Consider the following 16,186-nt stretch of genomic DNA (forward strand, 5'->3'; position numbering starts at 1 on the left):
AGCCAGCGGATCCGGATATGCCGCGCGGGAACCGGCGAGGGGCGCGCCGGCGGCAAGGCCGGGCCCGGGGCCCGGCCTTGGGGAGTGCGATCCGTGGTCAGCCGCAGTGGACGTTCTCGTAGACGCTCACCCCGTGCCCGGCGTACCCGGACACCGCCTTGTAGCTGAGTTCTCCGTATATGTCGATGCAGCTTCCCGGCGCGTAGGCGTACACCGGCCCCGCGTACTGCGTGTAATTCGAGTTCAGCCCGTCGATGGTGTAGCTGCTGGCGCCGCTCTTCCTGATCCCCGCAATGAGGTGGTTGACACCGGTCACGTTGCTGTTGGCGCGGACGGTCAGGCAGTTGTAGCCGTTCGACGAGTTGTAGTAGACATCGATGAACCCCGTCGTGAGCTGTCCCGCGCTCCACGAATCCGTGATGCTCCAGGACTGTCGGAACGCGTAGGAGCTGCCACAGTGGTTTGTCGGCGTGGCAGCTCCGGCGTCGGTGCTCGAGAGGCCGATCAGGCTCGCCGTGAGAAGGGTCACGACACCTGCGGCTGCTGCGGTGTTGCGGAAGTACGGCCTGCGGGACATGGCACGAACCCCATTCCTGCCGAGGATTTGACACTCGTAATCTCGGCCGGGCCGGTGCCGTCCAAACTCGCACGGGGTCGCAGTATGCGGAATGCCGCATTCGCTACGGCTGACTCCGTGGATTCATCCCGGTTGCTCTCGTATTTCTCCGCCGGAGTCCGGCGGGTTCCGGTCGACTGCCGGCGAAAGGCCGCGGTCGGGTGGTCAGAAGCGGTAGATCGGCAGGATCTCCATGCAGTTCTTCTCGGGGTCCTCGGAGCCGTTCATCACGTCGGAGTCCGTCGGCACCGAGCCGGCGGTCGGCAGGGTCTTGGCGTAGTCGCTGCCGGTCTTCCAGTCGGCGCCCACGGTCAGGGTGATCGCCTGCACGGTGCCGGACGCCTTGACGCTCTTGTCCGGGATGCCGAGGGCCTTGGCGACGGACAGCGCGTCGGACTTGCCCTGCGCACCGCCGCTCGTCGGGTAGACGAGCGTGGTGCTCGGGCTGGCCGCCGGCGCCTGGACGGCGGACGCCTTGGCGAAGCCCTTGGTCACCAGCACCTGCGCGATGTCCCCGGCGCGGTGCTGGGTCGGGATGCCGCCCTCGGTGCCGGACGTGCCGTTGTAGACGCTGACCGGGATCGTCGCCGGGGCCGCGGCCGCCGGGCCCGCCGGAGTGGTCGGCTTGGCGGACGAACCGGGCGTCTTCGCCTTGCCGTTGGCGTCCATCGGTATGTCGTTGCGCATCAGCGACCACACGGTGGCGGCGGTCGGACTCGGCAGGTAGTGCGCCTGGGGGTTCTTGTAGTCGGCGATGTGCGGCATCGTCAGCATCGTCGTGCGGTTCGGCGGGATGCTCTTGAGCTGCATGCCCAGGTCGTAGAGCTTCTTGGGCGTGCCGATCTCGGAGGACACCTCGAAGGCCTCCATGGCCTTGGTAGCGATGTCGTTGAGCCGGCCCGGGTTGGAGAAGAGGTCCTGGCTGCGGAGGTTGCGCAGCAGCGAACTCATGTACATGTGCTGGGCCTTGGACCGCATGGCGTCGCTGCCGAACGCGTGCCGGGTGCGCAGCCACTGCAGGGCCTGCTCGCCCTTGACGGTGTGCGTGCCCTTCGTCAGGTGCAGGTGGGAGCCGCCCGGCTGGGCCTTGGTCGCGTGGTCGTCCACGTTCTCCCGCACGCAGACCTGCGCGCCGCCGAGCACGTCGGCCATCTTCACCACACCGGCGAAGTCGATCTTCAGCCAGTGGTCGATGTAGAGCCCGCCGGTCAGGTTCTGCACGGTCGCCAGGGTGCAGCCGGCGCCGCCGCGGGCCAGCGACGCGTTGATGATGTCGTTGGTGGCGGGGTATTCGTGGTGCGTCTTGGGGTCGGTGCACTTGGGTATGTCCACGCGGGTGTCGCGCGGGATGCTCACCAGCGACATGTTGCTGCGGTCCGCCGACAGGTGGGCGATCATGATCACGTCGGCCCGCTCGCCCACGCTGTCCGCGGCCCCGCCGAGCTTCTTGTCCGCGGCGTCCGCCCGGGAGTCCGAGCCGAGGATGAGGATGTTCAGCGGGGTGTCGCCGTTGGAGTTGGCCTTCGGCTTGACCGCGTGGGTGTCGCCGCTGACGCGCTGCCCCTTGCGGATCTTGCTCGCCAGGTACTCGTAGTAGCCGAACGCGGCGCCGGCGGTGCCCAGGACCGCGACCGAGGTGCCTATCGCCACCCACTTCAGGGCCCTGCGCTTGCGGCTCTTCGGCTTCCGGCGCCCGCGCGACCCGCCCCGCCGGTGCCCGGGGCTCAGCCCGTCGGGACCGTCCGGGCCGTCCGGGTCGTCGGGTCCGCCGCCGTCCCGTCCTCCGCCGCCCGCGCGGTGCGATCCGGGCTCCGGCCGCCGCTGGCCCGGCACGCCGCGGGTGCGGGTGCCCGCACCGCCGTAGCCGTCGTCGGTGCCGCCGCCGTAGCCGGGGCCCCCCTGGTGCCCGGCCGGGTCGGGGGAGTACGCGCGCGCGTCGTCGCGGAACAGCCCCTGGTCCCAGGCGGGTTCGCCCTGACCTGGGGCGGAACCGTAGCCGTTGCCCCGCGCCATGTCGTCGCGCATTACAAGCCTTTCCCCCCAAAGAGCGGGCGTTTCGCCCTCACCTAGGTCGGCCAGGGCAGCCGTCTTGTGTGTCAGACGGTCATGAGCCGCCGAAAGTTGCAGCGCGGCGGTCCGACTTGGTGTCCCCGTGAGAATTTCACAGATCAATGACGAACAGGGACGGTCTGCATTGCACGGTCGGCGGCGACCCTATCCCACGCAGGCGGTGCTGTCGGCCGTCGCCGTCTCCAGGCCCTTGGGCGCGGTCAGGGGCGGCGCGATCGGGGTGCCGGGCGCCGTGTAGTCCTTGCCCAGGGTGAGGGTCATGTAGGTGAGCGGGGGCACGTCCTTGGCGCCCTCGTGCAGCGCGGAGGCGGGCAGCCCCATCATCGCGGCCAGCGAGCGGGCCTGGTCGGCCTGGTTGGGGGCGTAGTCAAGCCGGGTCGCGGCGAGGGCGGCCGGCGCGTCACCGCCGTTGGCGGAGCGGTTGACGCCCTTGTCGTTCTGCAGCCAGTTGAGGACGTCCTGGGACGCGCCGAAGTCGCCGGTGCCGTTGAGCACGGTGACGCGGGTGTCGTGCGGGGTGGCCTTAGGGCCGGCGAGCTTCGGGTCGGGCGCGGGCGGCTCGGCCGACAGCGGGACGTCCCGGGTGACCAGCGAGAACAGCTGCGCGGCGGCGGCCTTGTCGAGCGTCGCCGCCCTCGCGCCGCCGCTCGCCTTCGCCGTGGGCAGCGCCGCGAACGTGACGTGCGTGACGTCCACCTTGCCGATCTCACCGGCGAGCGTGTCCAGCGCGCCCGAGCGGGCGAGTGCCGGGTCGACGGCCAGGGTGCGGGCGGACGCGTCCGCGAGGTCCTTGCCGACCGGCGTCCCACCGGACTTCCACTGCCGCAGCAGGGCGCCGAAGTACGCCTGCTGGAGCCGCGCGGCGTCCACGTCGCCGTGGCCGGGCGGCGCGCTGCGGGTGGTCAGGAAGCCGGGCGCCTGCGCGGCGGTGAGCCGGTGCTGCCCGGCGGCCAGGTCGAGGTGCGCGGCGGGGTCGGACAGCGGCGCCTTCAGGCACACCTGCACACCGCCCGCCGCGGTCGTCAGCTCCTGGATCGCGCGGGCGTCGGCCAGCACGAAGTGGTCGACCTTCACCCCGGTCAACTGGTCGACGGTGCGCATCGTGCAGCCCGGGTCGCGCCCCTGGGCACCCAGGCTCTCCCGGAACGTCGGCGAGGTCCCCGTGACCGGGGTGCCGCGCACCACCGAGGTCGTGCCGTTGCCCTGCCGCACCGGGCAGTCGGGGATCGCGGTGACGAGGTCGCCGGGGATGATCACCGCGGTGGCGTCGCCGCGGTCGGCCGACAGGTGCAGCAGCACCGCCGAGTCCGCCCCCGCCGCCGAGCCCTGCCCTTGGCCGCCACTGTCCGAACTCGCCTGGCCCGCCGCGTTGATCAGCAGCACGTTCATCGGCCCGCTGGTGGACAGGGCCGGGGCGGCGGCGTCGCCGACGTCGATCGCGTGCACGGAGGGGCCGCCCGAGTGGCGCTGCGCCATGGCGACGCCGACCCCGCCGAGGACGAGGACCAGCCCCAGCCCCCCGGCCGCCCACACCACCGCGGGCCGGCCCTCGCTGCCGCGTCCGCGCGTCTTGCGGCGGCCGGACCTGCCGGCGGCCCTGCGGCGCCCGCCCGAGGCGGCGGCCCTGCGGCCGCCGGACGTCCGCGAACCGGCGGCCGTACGCGGCCCGTTGGCGCCCGGAGCGGTGGCCGCGATGGCCGTGGAGCCGGCGAGGGCATCGTCGGCCCCGGGGGCGGGCGCCTGCTCCGGAACGGTGAACGCGGCGGTGTCGCCCGCGGGTTCCCCGTGCGCGGCGGCGCTCGTCCCGCCGCTCATGTCGCCGTATGCGACGGGGTGCGTGTCCCCGTTCATGTCGCCGTACCCGACCGGGGTCGCCTCCACATGCATGTCGCCGTACCCGACCGGGCTCGTGTCCCCGTGTACGTCGCCGAACGTCACCGGGCTCGTCCCGCCGTGCATGTCCCCGTACGCGACGGGGTTCGCGTCCCCGCCCATGTCTCCGTACCCGACCGGGCGCACGTCTCCGGCCAGGTGGCCGACGGGATCGGCAGCGGCGCCCGGGCCCATTCCCGCGCCGGGGTCCGTGCCCGCGGCCGGAAACGCCGGGCCGGCGTCCTGCGCGGCATCGGGGTACGACTGCGCGTACTGCTCGTCCGCGGCGACCTGCGGGTGGTCCGTCCGCAACCGGTACTCGCCGGTGACCGGATCCAGCACCCACTGGTCCGCCGGGTCCACGGCCTCCGGGCCCTGCGTGTCCACGGCGTTCGGATCCTCCTTGCGAGGGTCGGGCGTTCAGGTTCGCAAGCTACCCCACGCAGGCGGTGCTGTCCGCCTCGGTCTTCTGCAACCCCTGCGGTGCCGCGGGCGGCGCGTCGATCGGGGTACCGGCGGCGGTGAAGTCGCCACCGAGCGTGAGGGTCATCGGGCCGGGCGGCGTGCCGCCGGCGCCGGCGGCCGGGTGGAGCGCGGACGCGGGCAGCCCCATGAGGGCGGCCACCGTGCGCGCCTGACCGGCCTGGTCGGGCGCGTACCGCAGCGACGTCGAGGCGAGCGGCGCGGGCGCGTTGCCGCCGATCACCGGATCGCCGACGCCCTTGCTGTCGCGCAGCCACACGACGGTGCCGCGCGCGGCCCCGTTGATGCCGCTGCCGTTGAGCACGGTCACGGAGACCTCGGAAGGGGCGGTCTTCGGGCCGGCCAGCCGCGGGTCGGCAGCGGGCTTGTGCCGGGGCCTGGCAGCGCCGGTGAGCGGGATGTCGTCGCGCAGCGCCGCCAGCAGCTGCGGGGCGCGGGTGCGGTCGACGACGACCGTCGCGTGCACCTTCTCGTTCGGGTTGTCGACGACAGGGAGCGTGGTGAAGGTGATGTGCTTGGCGTCGACGGCGGCGATGTCGCGGACCAGGCTGCTGAGTTTGGCGACCGAGCCGATGGCCTTGTCCACGGTGAGGGCCTTGGTCGCGGCGTCGGCGAGCGTGAACAGCTTCGCCGGATTGGTCAGCGTGCCCTCCGACTTGACCTTGCGGATCATCGCGCCGAGGAAGTTCTGCTGCAGCTTGATCCGGTCCAGGTCGCTCTGGTCGCGCAGCGCGTGCCGGGTGCGGACGAACTCCAGCGCCTGCTCGCCCTTGAGGACGTGCGGGCCCGCGCTGAGGTCCAGATGGGACTTGGGGTCGACCAGCGGCCGCGCCAGGCAGACCTCGACGCCGCCGACCGCCGTCGACAGGGTCTTCACCGCCTCGAAGTTCACCATCATGAAGTGGTCGACGTGCAGCCCGGTCATCTGCTCCACGAGCCGCATCGTGCACCCGGGATCGCGCCCGCCCTGCCCCAGGCTCGCGTTGAACTTCGGGGCGGTGAGCCCCTGCGGGATGCCCGGGATCACCTTGGTCGAGCCGTCCTTCTGCCGGGTCGGGCAGTCGGGGATGGCGGTGACGATGTCGCGCGGGATGCTGACCGCGGTCGCGCTCTCGCGGTCGGCGGCGATGTGCAGCAGGATCGTGGTGTCCGCGTGGCCCAGGCTGTCCGGGTCCCCGTACGCATGGCCCAGGCCCTGCCGGCTGTCGGTGCCGATGACCAGGATGTTCATCGGGCCGTCATGGGTGACGCTCCTGCTGCCCGCGTCGCCGATGTCGACCGTGGTGATGTTGCCGTTCAGGCGCTCGTAGAGCAGGAAACCGCCGACCCCGGTCACCACCAGGAGTAACCCCAGGGCGCCCGCGACCCACAGCAGCACCTTCCTCCGCCGCGACACCGGCGGCCGGGCGCGGCGCCGCACACCGCCGCCGCGCCGGCGCGGGCCGGGTACCTGGGGCGGCTCCCTGCGCGGGGGCGGTTCTGTCCTGCGCGCCGGCGGTGCCGTCCTGCCCGGAGCGGCGGCGCCACCGCGGGCCTGCTGCGGCATGGGGCGGACCGCCGGCCGCCGCGTCCCCTGGGCCGGGGCCGGCGCTTCGGGCGCGGTGTCCGTGAGCGGCCGGTACGTGCCGGTCGCCGGATCGAGCCCCCACTGCTCCGCAGCGTCGGTGCCCCTGCGGCCTTGCGTGTCCACGGTTCCTCGGGTCCTCCCGTCCGGGATCGTCCGATCGCCCACACTAGCGGCCACGTTGGGGTGAGTTGTCCGTGTTCGAATGCTCTGTCATCCGAGGGTCGGGACATATCGCCGCATCATGACGATGACTTGGGTCCCGCTTTCAGCAGCTTTTCAGCTGTCTTTGCCGCACACGTCCTGATCGGCCGTCGTGCCCCGGTATGTGGGCGCGGTGCTCGGCGTCCCGCCGGAAGTGCCGCTCGGCGTGGCGCCGGGAGAGGGCGTGCCGCTGGGGGTGCCAGCGGGTCCCGTCGTGCCGGGGGAGCCCGTGGGCGTCCCGCTCGGGGTGCCGGCGGGCGTGCCGTTGCCGGACGGGCCGGTCCCGTCGGCCGAGACGCCGACCGGCCGGTCGGCCCGCAGCGCGGCGAACAGGGCATCGGCGCCCGGCTGTTGGAGCTGGTCGCGGTTGCGGTCCGCGACGTACTGCTCGCGCGGCACGGTGAGGAACCGTATCTGCCCGGTCGGTGTCTTCTGCAGGCTCTGCGCCAGGTCGTACAGCTTGCTCAGCGAGTCCAGGCCCGGGTCGGCGGTCAGCGACTTGGTGGCCGCGTCGAGCAGCGGGTACAGCTTCACCGGGTTGAGCAGCACCCCGTTGCTGCGCACCTTCTTCACCAGCGAGCCGAGGAACGCCTGCTGGCGCTGCATCCGCTCGGTGTCGCTGCCGTCGCCGATGCTGTAGCGCGCCCGTACGAAGCCCAGCGCCTGCTCGCCGTGGAGCTTCTGCCGGCCCGCCGGCAGGTCGAGGTGCGCCTTGGTGTCGTGCACCGGCTTCGCCACGCACACCTCGACGCCGTCGACCGCGTCGACCATGTTCTTGAAGCCGGTGAAGTCCACGATCAGGTGGTGGTCGATGCGGATGTGCGTCATGTCCTCCACCGCGCGGATGGTGCACGCCGCGCCGCCCTGCTCGAACGCCCAGTTGAACTGTTCGAAGCGGGCCGGGAGGGTGGTGCCGTCCGGCTTGGTGCACTCCGGGACGTGGGCCATCAGGTCGCGCGGGATGCTGACGGCGGTGGCGCTGCCGCGGTCGGCCGCCAGGTGCAGCAGGATCGTGGTGTCCGAGCGCTGCGTGCCGCTGTCCTGGCCGTACTTCTCGTTGCCGTTGCCGCGGTTGTCCGAGCCGATGAGGAGGATGTTCTCGGCGCTGGTCGGCGTCTCCGGGGGCCGCTGCGAGGCGTGCACCTTCAGCTCGTTCTCGGTCACCGTGTCCGTGGTGATGTTGCCGTTGAGGCGCTGGTACAGGTACCAGGTGCCGCCGGCCAGGGCGAGCACGCACACCGCGGTGCAGATCGCCAGGATCTTCAGCCAGCGGAACCGCCGGGGCGGCCGGCCGCCGGCATCGGCCGCGGCCTCGCCGGTGACGGCGTCCGCGGCGGCCGGGGTGCCGGAGCCGGGCGTGGAATCGTCCGTCGGGGGCTGAGCTGGCGTGGTCACGTCGTGGCCGTCCCTGGTTAGGTCACCGATGCCGGTGCCCGCCGGGGCCCCCTGGGGTCGGGCCCGAATGCCCGACCGGCATTCGTTCAGACTGTCGAGCAGGCACGTTGGTTGCCCAAGGGACCTTGTTCGGTGGGGGAGTTGACCAGGTGAGGGCCGTGGCGCGTGGGGTGCGCGCGATGCCCGGGGGATCTGGGGCAGGCGGGACGGTGGCCACGAGCCGGACCGGGGAGAGCGGGTGGGAGCGCGTAACCGGGCGCGGGGTGCCGAGCGGCGCGGACGGCCTGGACGGGTCGCCGGCGCGGACCGTTGCCGCGGTGGACCGCGGTCAGGCCGTGTGCGTGACCCGCTCGCTCTCCTTGCGCTTGGCCAGCGCCTCGTCCGTGAGCCGGTCGAGATGGCGGCACAGCACCACCGAGGCGTCCGCGGCCAGCGGCGCCAGCAGGCCGGCGGCCAGGCCCTCCCACCCGTCGTACGGCAGGTCCGACAGCAGGCGCGCGCCGCGTCCCAGACCGCACGAAGCGGCGTCCGCCCGCGCCCGCTCGGTCACCTCGGCGCCCGACAGCAGCTGGCCGCCCGGCAGTTGGAGCGCGGGCGAGCCGGGGGCCGGCGGCTCGTACGGCACGAAGCGGTCGCCCTGGCTCGGCACCTCCACCGCGTAGTCGGCGAATCCGGCGGGGGGTTGGGGGAACCGGCCGCCCAGCGGCCGCAGCGCCAGGGCGACCCGCTCGCCGTCGCAGGCGCGCGCCGCGTCCAGCGTGTCCGGGCCGCTCACCACCAGGTCGGCCGCCGCCGGGTCGCCGCCGGGGGCCACGACCACGCCCACCGAGAACCCGGCCAGCACCCACACCGCGGTCTGCCAGTGCGCCGGGAGCAGCAGCGCGAGCCGGTCGCCGGGCTGGGCACCGAGGCCGTCCTGCAGCAGGTTGGCCGTCTTCGCCACCCAGTTCGCGAACGTCGCGACCGACAACTCGACGCGCTCGCCGGTCGCGTCGTCGTAGAAGGTGATCAGCGGGCGGCCGGGGTCGCCGCGCAGGGCGTCGGAGAGGAGTTGTGCGGGGGTCGCGGAGGTGGCTGTCACGGACGCCAGGTTACCTGGCATGATCGGATACGCCGTGCGGCCGGGGTTCAGCCGGAGCACGGCCGCGGACCGGCCGACATACGGGCGCTTTCCGGGGTGCCTGCGGAGCGGCTGGCCTGCGTGCGCCGTGCGTTCGGGCGTCGGGTGCGCCGTACGGGTCAGCCCGTTGCGCCACAGCGCTGCTTCTCCTGATGCTGATTCATCGGCTTTGAGGCTTATGTCAGTATCTTCCCCATGCGTGCACACCCCGAGGACGTCCCCCTGACCGACGCCCCCGCCGCGACGCCGGCAGCGACCGAGGCCATCCTCCTGGTCGGCGGCAAGGGAACCCGGCTGCGACCGCTCACCGTCCACACCCCGAAACCCATGGTGCCGGCGGCCGGCGTGCCGTTCCTCACCCACCAGCTGGCCCGCGCCCGGGCGGCGGGCATCGAGCACATCGTGCTCGCCACCTCCTACCTCGCCGAGGTCTTCGAACCCCACTTCGGCGACGGCTCGGCGCTCGGCCTGCACCTGGAGTACGTCACCGAGACCGACCCGCTCGGCACCGGCGGCGCGATCCGCAACGTCGCCCACCGGCTGCACTCCGCGCCCGGCGACCCGGTGCTCGTCTTCAACGGCGACATCCTCACCGGCCTCGACATCCGCGCCCTGGTCGCCACCCACCGCCGCGCCCGCGCCGACATCTCGCTGCACCTGACGAAGGTGCCCGACCCGCGCGCCTTCGGCCTGGTGCCCACCGACGACGACGGCCGCGTCACCGCCTTCCTGGAGAAGCCGCAGACGCCCGAGGAGATCGTCACCGACCAGATCAACGCCGGCGCGTACGTCTTCACCCGGTCCGTCATCGACGAGATCCCGGCAGGGCGGCCCGTCTCCGTCGAACGCGAGACCTTCCCCGACCTGCTGGCCGCCGGCGCGCACCTGCAGGGCATGGTCGACTCCACGTACTGGTTGGACCTCGGCACCCCCCAGGCGTTCGTCCGCGGCTCCGCGGACCTGGTCCTGGGCCGCGCCCCGTCGCCCGCGGTGCCCGGCCGCTGCGGCGAGCGGCTCGTGCTGCCCGGCGCCGACGTCGCGGAGGACGCCAAGCTCTCCGGCGGAACCTCGGTCGCCGCGGGCGCGGTGATCGGCTCCGGCGCCCGGATCGACGGCAGCGCGATCCTGTCCGGCGCCTGGATCGAGTCCGGCGCCGTCGTCAAGAACTCCCTCGTCGGGGCGGGCGCCCGCGTCGGCAGCCGGACCGTCCTCGACGGTGTCGTCGTCGGCGACGGCGCCCACATCGGCCCCGACAACGAACTCCTCGACGGCGTCCGGGTGTGGTGCGGGGCGCGGATCGAGCAGGGCGCGATCCGCTTCTCGTCCGACGCCTGAGCGGGGGCGCCTGCACCGCGCTCGAGGGGCCGGGGCCGGGGCTTGGGCCGCGCCCGGGTCTGTCCTTCGCCTGGCGGGACCCCGCCCCCCCGCTGTGCGGGGTGGGGTGTCGGAGGGGGCGAGTACGCTCGGCGGCGTGCCTGCCATTCCCGCCAGCCGTGTCGGCGCTGCGTCCGCCGCCACGCGACGGTGGGTGCCGTCCGGGCCGCTGGATGTCCGCCTCACCGTCATGCCGCTGCGCCGCGGCGGGACCGATCCGGCGTTCCGCATCACGCCCGACGGCGCCGTGTGGCGCGCCAGCCGCACCCCCCAGGGCCCGGCCACCCTGCGCATCACCGGCAGCCCGGCCGCCCTCGAAGGCCACGCCTGGGGGCCCGGCGCGCAGTGGCTCCTCGACGCGATGCCCGGCCTCCTCGGCGCGGACGACGACCCGTCCGGCTTCGCGCCGCGCCACCGCGTCGTCCACCACGCCCACCGCCGCCACCCCGGGCTGCGGCTCACCCGCACCGGCCTGGTCCTCGAAGCGCTCGTCCCGGCGGTCCTGGAGCAGAAGGTGACCACCACCGAGGCATACCGGGCGTGGAAGCTGCTGCTGTTCCAGCACGGCGAGCCGGCCCCCGGGCCCGCGCCGGCCGACCGCATGCGCGTCATGCCCGACGTCCGCGGCTGGGCCCGCGTCCCCTCATGGGACTGGCACTGCGCCGGCGTCGACAACAAGCGCGCGTCCACCGTGATGCGCGCGGTCCGGCTCGGCGCCCGCCTGGACGCCCTGGCCGCGCTCGACGCCGCCGAGGCGTCCGCCCGCCTCCAGACGATCCCCGGGATCGGGCCGTGGACGGCGGCGGAGACGCTGCAGCGCAGCCATGGCGCGGCGGACGAGGTGACGGTCGGGGATCTGCATCTGCCGCACCGGATCGGGTTCGCGCTCACCGGGGAGCGGAGGTCGGACGACGCGACGATGCTCGGGTTGCTCGCGCCTTATGCCGGGCAGCGGCATCGGGCTGCCCGGCTGATTCTGCTGGGGGCGCCCAGTCCGCCTCGGCGTGGGCCGCGGCTCGCCCCCAATCCGCCTTCCTGGCGCTCCTGATCCCTTCGGGTCGGCCCGTTTGCTCCCTCGGGTTCGCCCTTTTTCTCCCACCCGCCCACCCGTTGAACCAGTCCGTCAGGTGGACGTCTCTCGTGGGTGGGTCGGGGCCGCCGGCCCGGTATCTCCTCGGAACTGTGCGTGCGGCTTCTTCCACCACGGCACCCAGGGCACACGCACAGTTCCTGCGGGGACACCGCCCCACCGTCCCCTCCGCTCTCGTCGGCGGCTGACGGGCCGGTGGGGGGTGAACAGGTACTCCCGGGTTGCCCGGGAAGAGCCCCTTACCCCCCACCGGGCGGCAGCCGCCGACGAAGCGGGAGGGGACGGTCCGGGAGTGTCCCCGCAGGAACTGTGCACACTCCCGGGGAACCCGGCGGGCAGGCCGCACGCACAGTTCCGAGGAGATACTCCCGGGGCGGCACCGACCCAACCACGAGAGACGTCCACTCGACGGACTGGTTCAACGGGTGGGCGGGTGGGAGATGAGAGGGAAAAGCTCAGCGCACGGCGATGAAGGCGGAAGCCTCCCGCTCCCCCCGCGCCGGAGGCGCAACGGCCGGCCGCCCGACGGCTACCGCTCCCATCGGATCCCAGTCAGAAGCAAGGCCGAGGACGTCGCGAACGACGTCGCGGCAGAACATCGTCGAGGAGACCCACGCGGAGCCCAGCCCCTCCCCGGCGAGCGCCACGAGAAAGTTCTGCACGCCCGCCCCGGTCGCGACCACGAACATCTCACGCTCCGCGGCGGCCCGCCGGGCGTCGGGGTAGGGGTGGGCGCCGTCGGCGACGAGGCAGGGGACGACGAGGTAGGGGGCGCGGCGCAGCACGTCGCCGCGGCGCAGCCGCTTGGTGATGCTGGTCTCGGAGAAGCCGTCCCGGCGCAGGTCCGCCTCCCAGGCGTCCCGCATGGCGTCGAGGAGGCGGGTCCGCACCTCGGGGGTCTCCAGGAGGACGAACCGCCAGGGGGTGGTGTGGTGCGGGGCGGGGGCGGTGACCGCGAGCGCCACGGCCCGGCGCACGGCCGCGGGGTCGACGGGCTCGCCGGTGAACTCGCGGACGGTGCGGCGCAGCGAGACGGCCTCGCGGACGGCCTCGGACGTGCCGAGCCGGAACATGTCGTCGGCGGCGCGGCGGACCAGGACGCGGGCCCCCGGGTCGTCGTCGGCGGGCGCGGGGTCCACCACGGCGGGCAGCCCGCGCACCACGGCGACGGGGATGCCGGCGGTCTTGCCCTTGACCAGTTCGCCGGCCGCGGCCAGCTCGTCGGCGGTGGCGGTGACCGTCACGTTGAGCGGGTTGCCGTGGGCGTCCTCGCCGCCGCGCAGGTCCTCCAGGACGCGGACGCCGCAGGCGCCGACGGCCACGTCGGTCAGCCCGTTGCGCCAGGGCCGGCCGAAGGTGTCGGTGACGACCACGCCGACCCGGACACCCAGGTCCTCGTAGAGGCCCCGGCGGATGCGGCGGGCCGAGGCGTCCGGGTCCTCGGGCAGGAGCAGCACGGTGCCGGCCGGGGTGTTGGAGGCGTCGACGCCGGCTGCGGCCATCACGAAGCCGTGGCGGGTCTCCACGATGCGGGTCGGGCCGCGGCGGGCGACCAGGCGGACCGCTTCGGCGTCGATGGCGGCCTCGCGGTCCTCGGCGCGCACCAGCCGGCCCTCGGCCTTGCTGACGATCTTGGAGGTGACGACCAGGACGTCGCCGTCGGCGAGGGCGACCCCGGTGGCGGCGATGAGCTTGGCGATGTCGGCCCCGGGCTGCACCTCACCGATGCCGGGCACGCCGAAGACCTCGTAACGCGGCGTGGGAGCGGGGGAGTTCACGCGCGCACCTCCTCGGCCAGGTCGAGCGCCTCGCGGGCCATGCGGGTTGTGGCGTCCAGGTCGGACATGAGCAGCGGGATGGCGCGGCAGCGGATGCCGGCCGCCTCGACGCCGGCGACGGCGTCCGCGTCGACGGTGTCGACGAGCCAGCCGTCGAGCAGGCCGCTGCCGTAGTGGGCGGCGACCGCGGCGGCGCTGGACTCGACGCCGACCGCGGCCAGCACCTTGTCGGCCATGCCGCGCACCGGGGCGTCGCCGATGATCGGGGACAGGCCCACCACGGGCACGCCGGCCTCGGCGATGGCCTCGCGGATGCCGGGCACGGCCAGGATGGTGCCGATGCTGACCACCGGGTTGGACGGCGGGAAGACGATCACGTCGGCGGCGGCGATGGCCTCCAGCACGCCGGGCGCGGGCTTGGCCGCCTCGGCGCCGACGGGCACCACGGCCTGCGCGGGCACCGCGGCCCGCAGCCGCACCCAGTACTCCTGGAAGTGCACGGCCTTGCGCTCGCCGTCGGCCTCGACCAGCACGTGGGTCTCGACGCGGTCGTCGGACATCGGCAGCAGCCGCACCCCGGGCTGCCAGCGGGCGCACAGCGCCTCGGTGACGGCGCTGAGCGGGTACCCGGCGCCGATCATCTGGGTGCGGACGATGTGGGTCGCGAAGTCGCGGTCGCCGAGCCCGAACCACTCGGGCCCCACCCCGTAGGCAGCGAGTTCCTCCTTGACGGTGAACGTCTCGTCGGCCCGGCCCCAGCCCTGCTCCTCGTGGATGCCACCGCCGAGGGTGTACATGACGGTGTCGAGGTCGGGACAGACCTTCAGCCCGAACAGGTGGATGTCGTCTCCGGTGTTGCCGATGACGGTGATGTCCGCCTCCGGCGCTGCTGCCTTGAGGCCGCGCAGGAAGCGGGCGCCTCCGATGCCTCCGGCCAGAACCACGATTCGCATGGGGCCCAGTCTTGCAGGCTCGCCGCCGGCCCCGGCGGGGTCAGTGCCCGGTGGGGGCGCCCGCGGGTCGGCCGTGCGCCGCCGGCGTGCACGCGTACGGCGTCATCTCCGTCAGGCCGGGGAAGTAGACGTGCAGGCTCACCGCGGGTTCGAGGGAGTCGTTGACCACCTCGTGGACGTAGCCGGGGGCGAACGCCCGCTGGTCGCCGGGGGACAGGGCGCGGCCGGTCTCGCCGCGGGCGGTCAGCGCGCGCTCGCGCAGGCTGCCGTCGAGCAGGGTGAGCACGCCCGAGGAGCCGCCGTGGTCGTGCAGGCCGCTGCCCTGCCCGGGCAGCCAGCTCAGCAGCCACACCTCGTAGCCGGGGCCGGTCTGCAGGCGGGCGTACCAGCGGGTGGTGGCGTCATAGCGCACCAGCGGCGCCCAGCGCGCGCGGTCGGCGGCGACGGAGCGGGCGAGTCCGGCGAACTCGGCGACGGTGCCGGGGTGTTGGGGCACCGGGGGGAGCAGGTGGGGCAGGGCGAGCGGGTCACCGGCGATCGCGACGTCGGAGTACGCGGAGTCCATGGGGTGTGTTCCTCGTGATGCGCATGATGCGGGAAGTGCCGGGTCCGGGAAGCGGCCCGGGCAAGGGGATCAGCGGCAACGACAGGAACGACAACAGCTCTGCGCGAGCGCGACGCAGCAGGACTCGCTCTGGCGAGTCCGGAAGGGCGCGTGCTGCTCGGCGTACATGCGCTCAAGGAGACCGGGCGGCCGGGCTGCTTGTCAAACGGATGTCCGGTATGTCGCTCAGGTTCACCTGATCCGGTAACGACCGGTGCGGAAAGGTTTGTACATGGGATGGTGGGGATAGGTGGTGCGGCATCCGTGCAGATCCGATGCAGATCCGATTCCGGTCTGGGAGAACGCGCCGCCAGATGTGACGTTGTACTTCTGTGATCGAAATGTGATCCACGACGCTTCACTCCGGAGGGCGGAACGGGGCGCGACGCCCCTGCGTCTGACGAAGTGTGAACGGTGGGTCGGCAGGGCCGGGGTTGACGCATGCGGGTTTTTGAGATGATTTCAACACTTTCTGTCACCCCTTGGTTCAGCGGAGTGAATAACGGGCCCAATAGCAGATCTCCGCTTGACTGGCCTGGATCCACGCACTTGTAATTTCACTCGTGTCGTTCAGCCGGACAGGGATGACGGCAGGCAACATCACGGGGAAGCACGACAGACGAGGGGCGCGCATGACCGAGCAGTTCCAGTTGCTGCTGGCCGAGGAGGCCGACGAGGAACTCGGCTGGCAGGAGCGCGCGCTGTGTGCGCAGACCGACCCTGAGTCGTTCTTCCCCGAAAAGGGCGGTTCCACGCGCGAGGCGAAGAAAGTCTGCCTTGCCTGCGAAGTCCGGTCCGACTGCCTGGAGTACGCGCTCGCCAACGACGAGCGCTTCGGCATCTGGGGCGGCCTGTCCGAGCGCGAGCGGCGGCGCCTGAAGAAGGGTGTCGTCTGAGGTCCGGCTGACGCACCGCCCCTGCGCGCCGACCCCGCGCAGGCCCGGGAAAAGCCGCCTTCCAGCCCGTCCTGCCCGCCGTCCGGCGGGGCAGGCGGGCTGCTGTTGTTCTCACACCCGGACGGCGCCGACGGTGTGAGCCGTTAGTGTGGGGGGCCGTCCGAGAC

Annotated in this window: 12 protein-coding genes; 3 read left to right on the top strand and 9 right to left on the bottom strand. The window is 73.2% G+C overall.

Annotated elements, in window-relative coordinates; genetic code table 11:
- Nucleotides 1-97: 97 nt before the first annotated feature.
- The 6 genes from ACH4TG_RS20325 to ACH4TG_RS20350 form a co-directional block, all read right to left on the bottom strand.
- Nucleotides 98-529 (bottom strand): hypothetical protein, encoded by a 432-nt coding sequence (locus tag ACH4TG_RS20325; protein ID WP_398243753.1) that lies wholly within the window; start codon nucleotides 527-529, stop codon nucleotides 98-100.
- 252 nt (nucleotides 530-781) lie between these two features.
- Complete coding sequence (locus ACH4TG_RS20330) at nucleotides 782-2,641, bottom strand: LCP family protein (protein ID WP_398243754.1); 1,860 nt, start codon at nucleotides 2,639-2,641, stop codon at nucleotides 782-784.
- Between the two features lie 189 nt (nucleotides 2,642-2,830).
- Entirely contained in the window at nucleotides 2,831-4,945 is a 2,115-nt protein-coding gene (locus ACH4TG_RS20335) for an LCP family protein (RefSeq protein WP_398243755.1), read from the bottom strand.
- Nucleotides 4,946-4,991: 46 nt separating this feature from the next.
- Nucleotides 4,992-6,731, bottom strand: coding sequence for an LCP family protein (locus ACH4TG_RS20340; RefSeq protein WP_398243756.1), 1,740 nt, complete (start codon nucleotides 6,729-6,731; stop codon nucleotides 4,992-4,994).
- Nucleotides 6,732-6,884: 153 nt separating this feature from the next.
- Complete coding sequence (locus ACH4TG_RS20345) at nucleotides 6,885-8,204, bottom strand: LCP family protein (RefSeq protein ID WP_398243757.1); 1,320 nt, start codon at nucleotides 8,202-8,204, stop codon at nucleotides 6,885-6,887.
- A 328-nt stretch (nucleotides 8,205-8,532) separates the two neighbouring features.
- The gene (locus ACH4TG_RS20350) at nucleotides 8,533-9,285 is read right to left on the bottom strand and encodes a TIGR03089 family protein (RefSeq protein WP_398243758.1); all 753 of its coding nucleotides are present in this window, start codon (nucleotides 9,283-9,285) and stop codon (nucleotides 8,533-8,535) included.
- A 234-nt stretch (nucleotides 9,286-9,519) separates the two neighbouring features.
- Here ACH4TG_RS20350 and ACH4TG_RS20355 point away from each other — a divergent pair, with 234 nt between their 5' ends.
- Nucleotides 9,520-10,659, top strand: a complete 1,140-nt coding sequence (locus tag ACH4TG_RS20355) for a sugar phosphate nucleotidyltransferase (RefSeq protein ID WP_398243759.1) — start codon at nucleotides 9,520-9,522, stop codon at nucleotides 10,657-10,659.
- A gap of 70 nt (nucleotides 10,660-10,729) precedes the next feature.
- Nucleotides 10,730-11,746: a DNA-3-methyladenine glycosylase family protein gene (locus ACH4TG_RS20360; protein WP_398243796.1), complete on the top strand. Its 1,017-nt coding sequence runs from the start codon at nucleotides 10,730-10,732 to the stop codon at nucleotides 11,744-11,746.
- A 497-nt stretch (nucleotides 11,747-12,243) separates the two neighbouring features.
- Here ACH4TG_RS20360 and ACH4TG_RS20365 read toward each other — a convergent pair whose 3' ends face one another.
- From ACH4TG_RS20365 to ACH4TG_RS20375, 3 genes are read right to left on the bottom strand one after another with little or no spacing between them, the layout of a single operon-like run.
- Nucleotides 12,244-13,566 (bottom strand): coenzyme F420-0:L-glutamate ligase, encoded by a 1,323-nt coding sequence (locus ACH4TG_RS20365; RefSeq protein WP_398243760.1) that lies wholly within the window; start codon nucleotides 13,564-13,566, stop codon nucleotides 12,244-12,246.
- Nucleotides 13,563-14,519, bottom strand: a complete 957-nt coding sequence (gene cofD / locus ACH4TG_RS20370; RefSeq protein WP_398243761.1) for a 2-phospho-L-lactate transferase — start codon at nucleotides 14,517-14,519, stop codon at nucleotides 13,563-13,565. Before cofD ends, ACH4TG_RS20365 begins: the two co-directional genes overlap by 4 nt.
- Nucleotides 14,520-14,559: 40 nt before the next feature.
- On the bottom strand, nucleotides 14,560-15,084 hold the full coding sequence (locus ACH4TG_RS20375; protein WP_398243762.1) for a cysteine dioxygenase: 525 nt from the start codon (nucleotides 15,082-15,084) through the stop codon (nucleotides 14,560-14,562).
- A 671-nt stretch (nucleotides 15,085-15,755) separates the two neighbouring features.
- Between ACH4TG_RS20375 and ACH4TG_RS20380 the strand changes: the two genes are divergently transcribed.
- The gene (locus ACH4TG_RS20380; protein ID WP_031519519.1) at nucleotides 15,756-16,019 is read left to right on the top strand and encodes a WhiB family transcriptional regulator; all 264 of its coding nucleotides are present in this window, start codon (nucleotides 15,756-15,758) and stop codon (nucleotides 16,017-16,019) included.
- Nucleotides 16,020-16,186: the final 167 nt, after the last annotated feature.

This window comes from Streptomyces sp. NPDC020917 (assembly GCF_044333795.1).
Classification (GTDB): Bacteria; Actinomycetota; Actinomycetes; order Streptomycetales; family Streptomycetaceae; genus Actinacidiphila.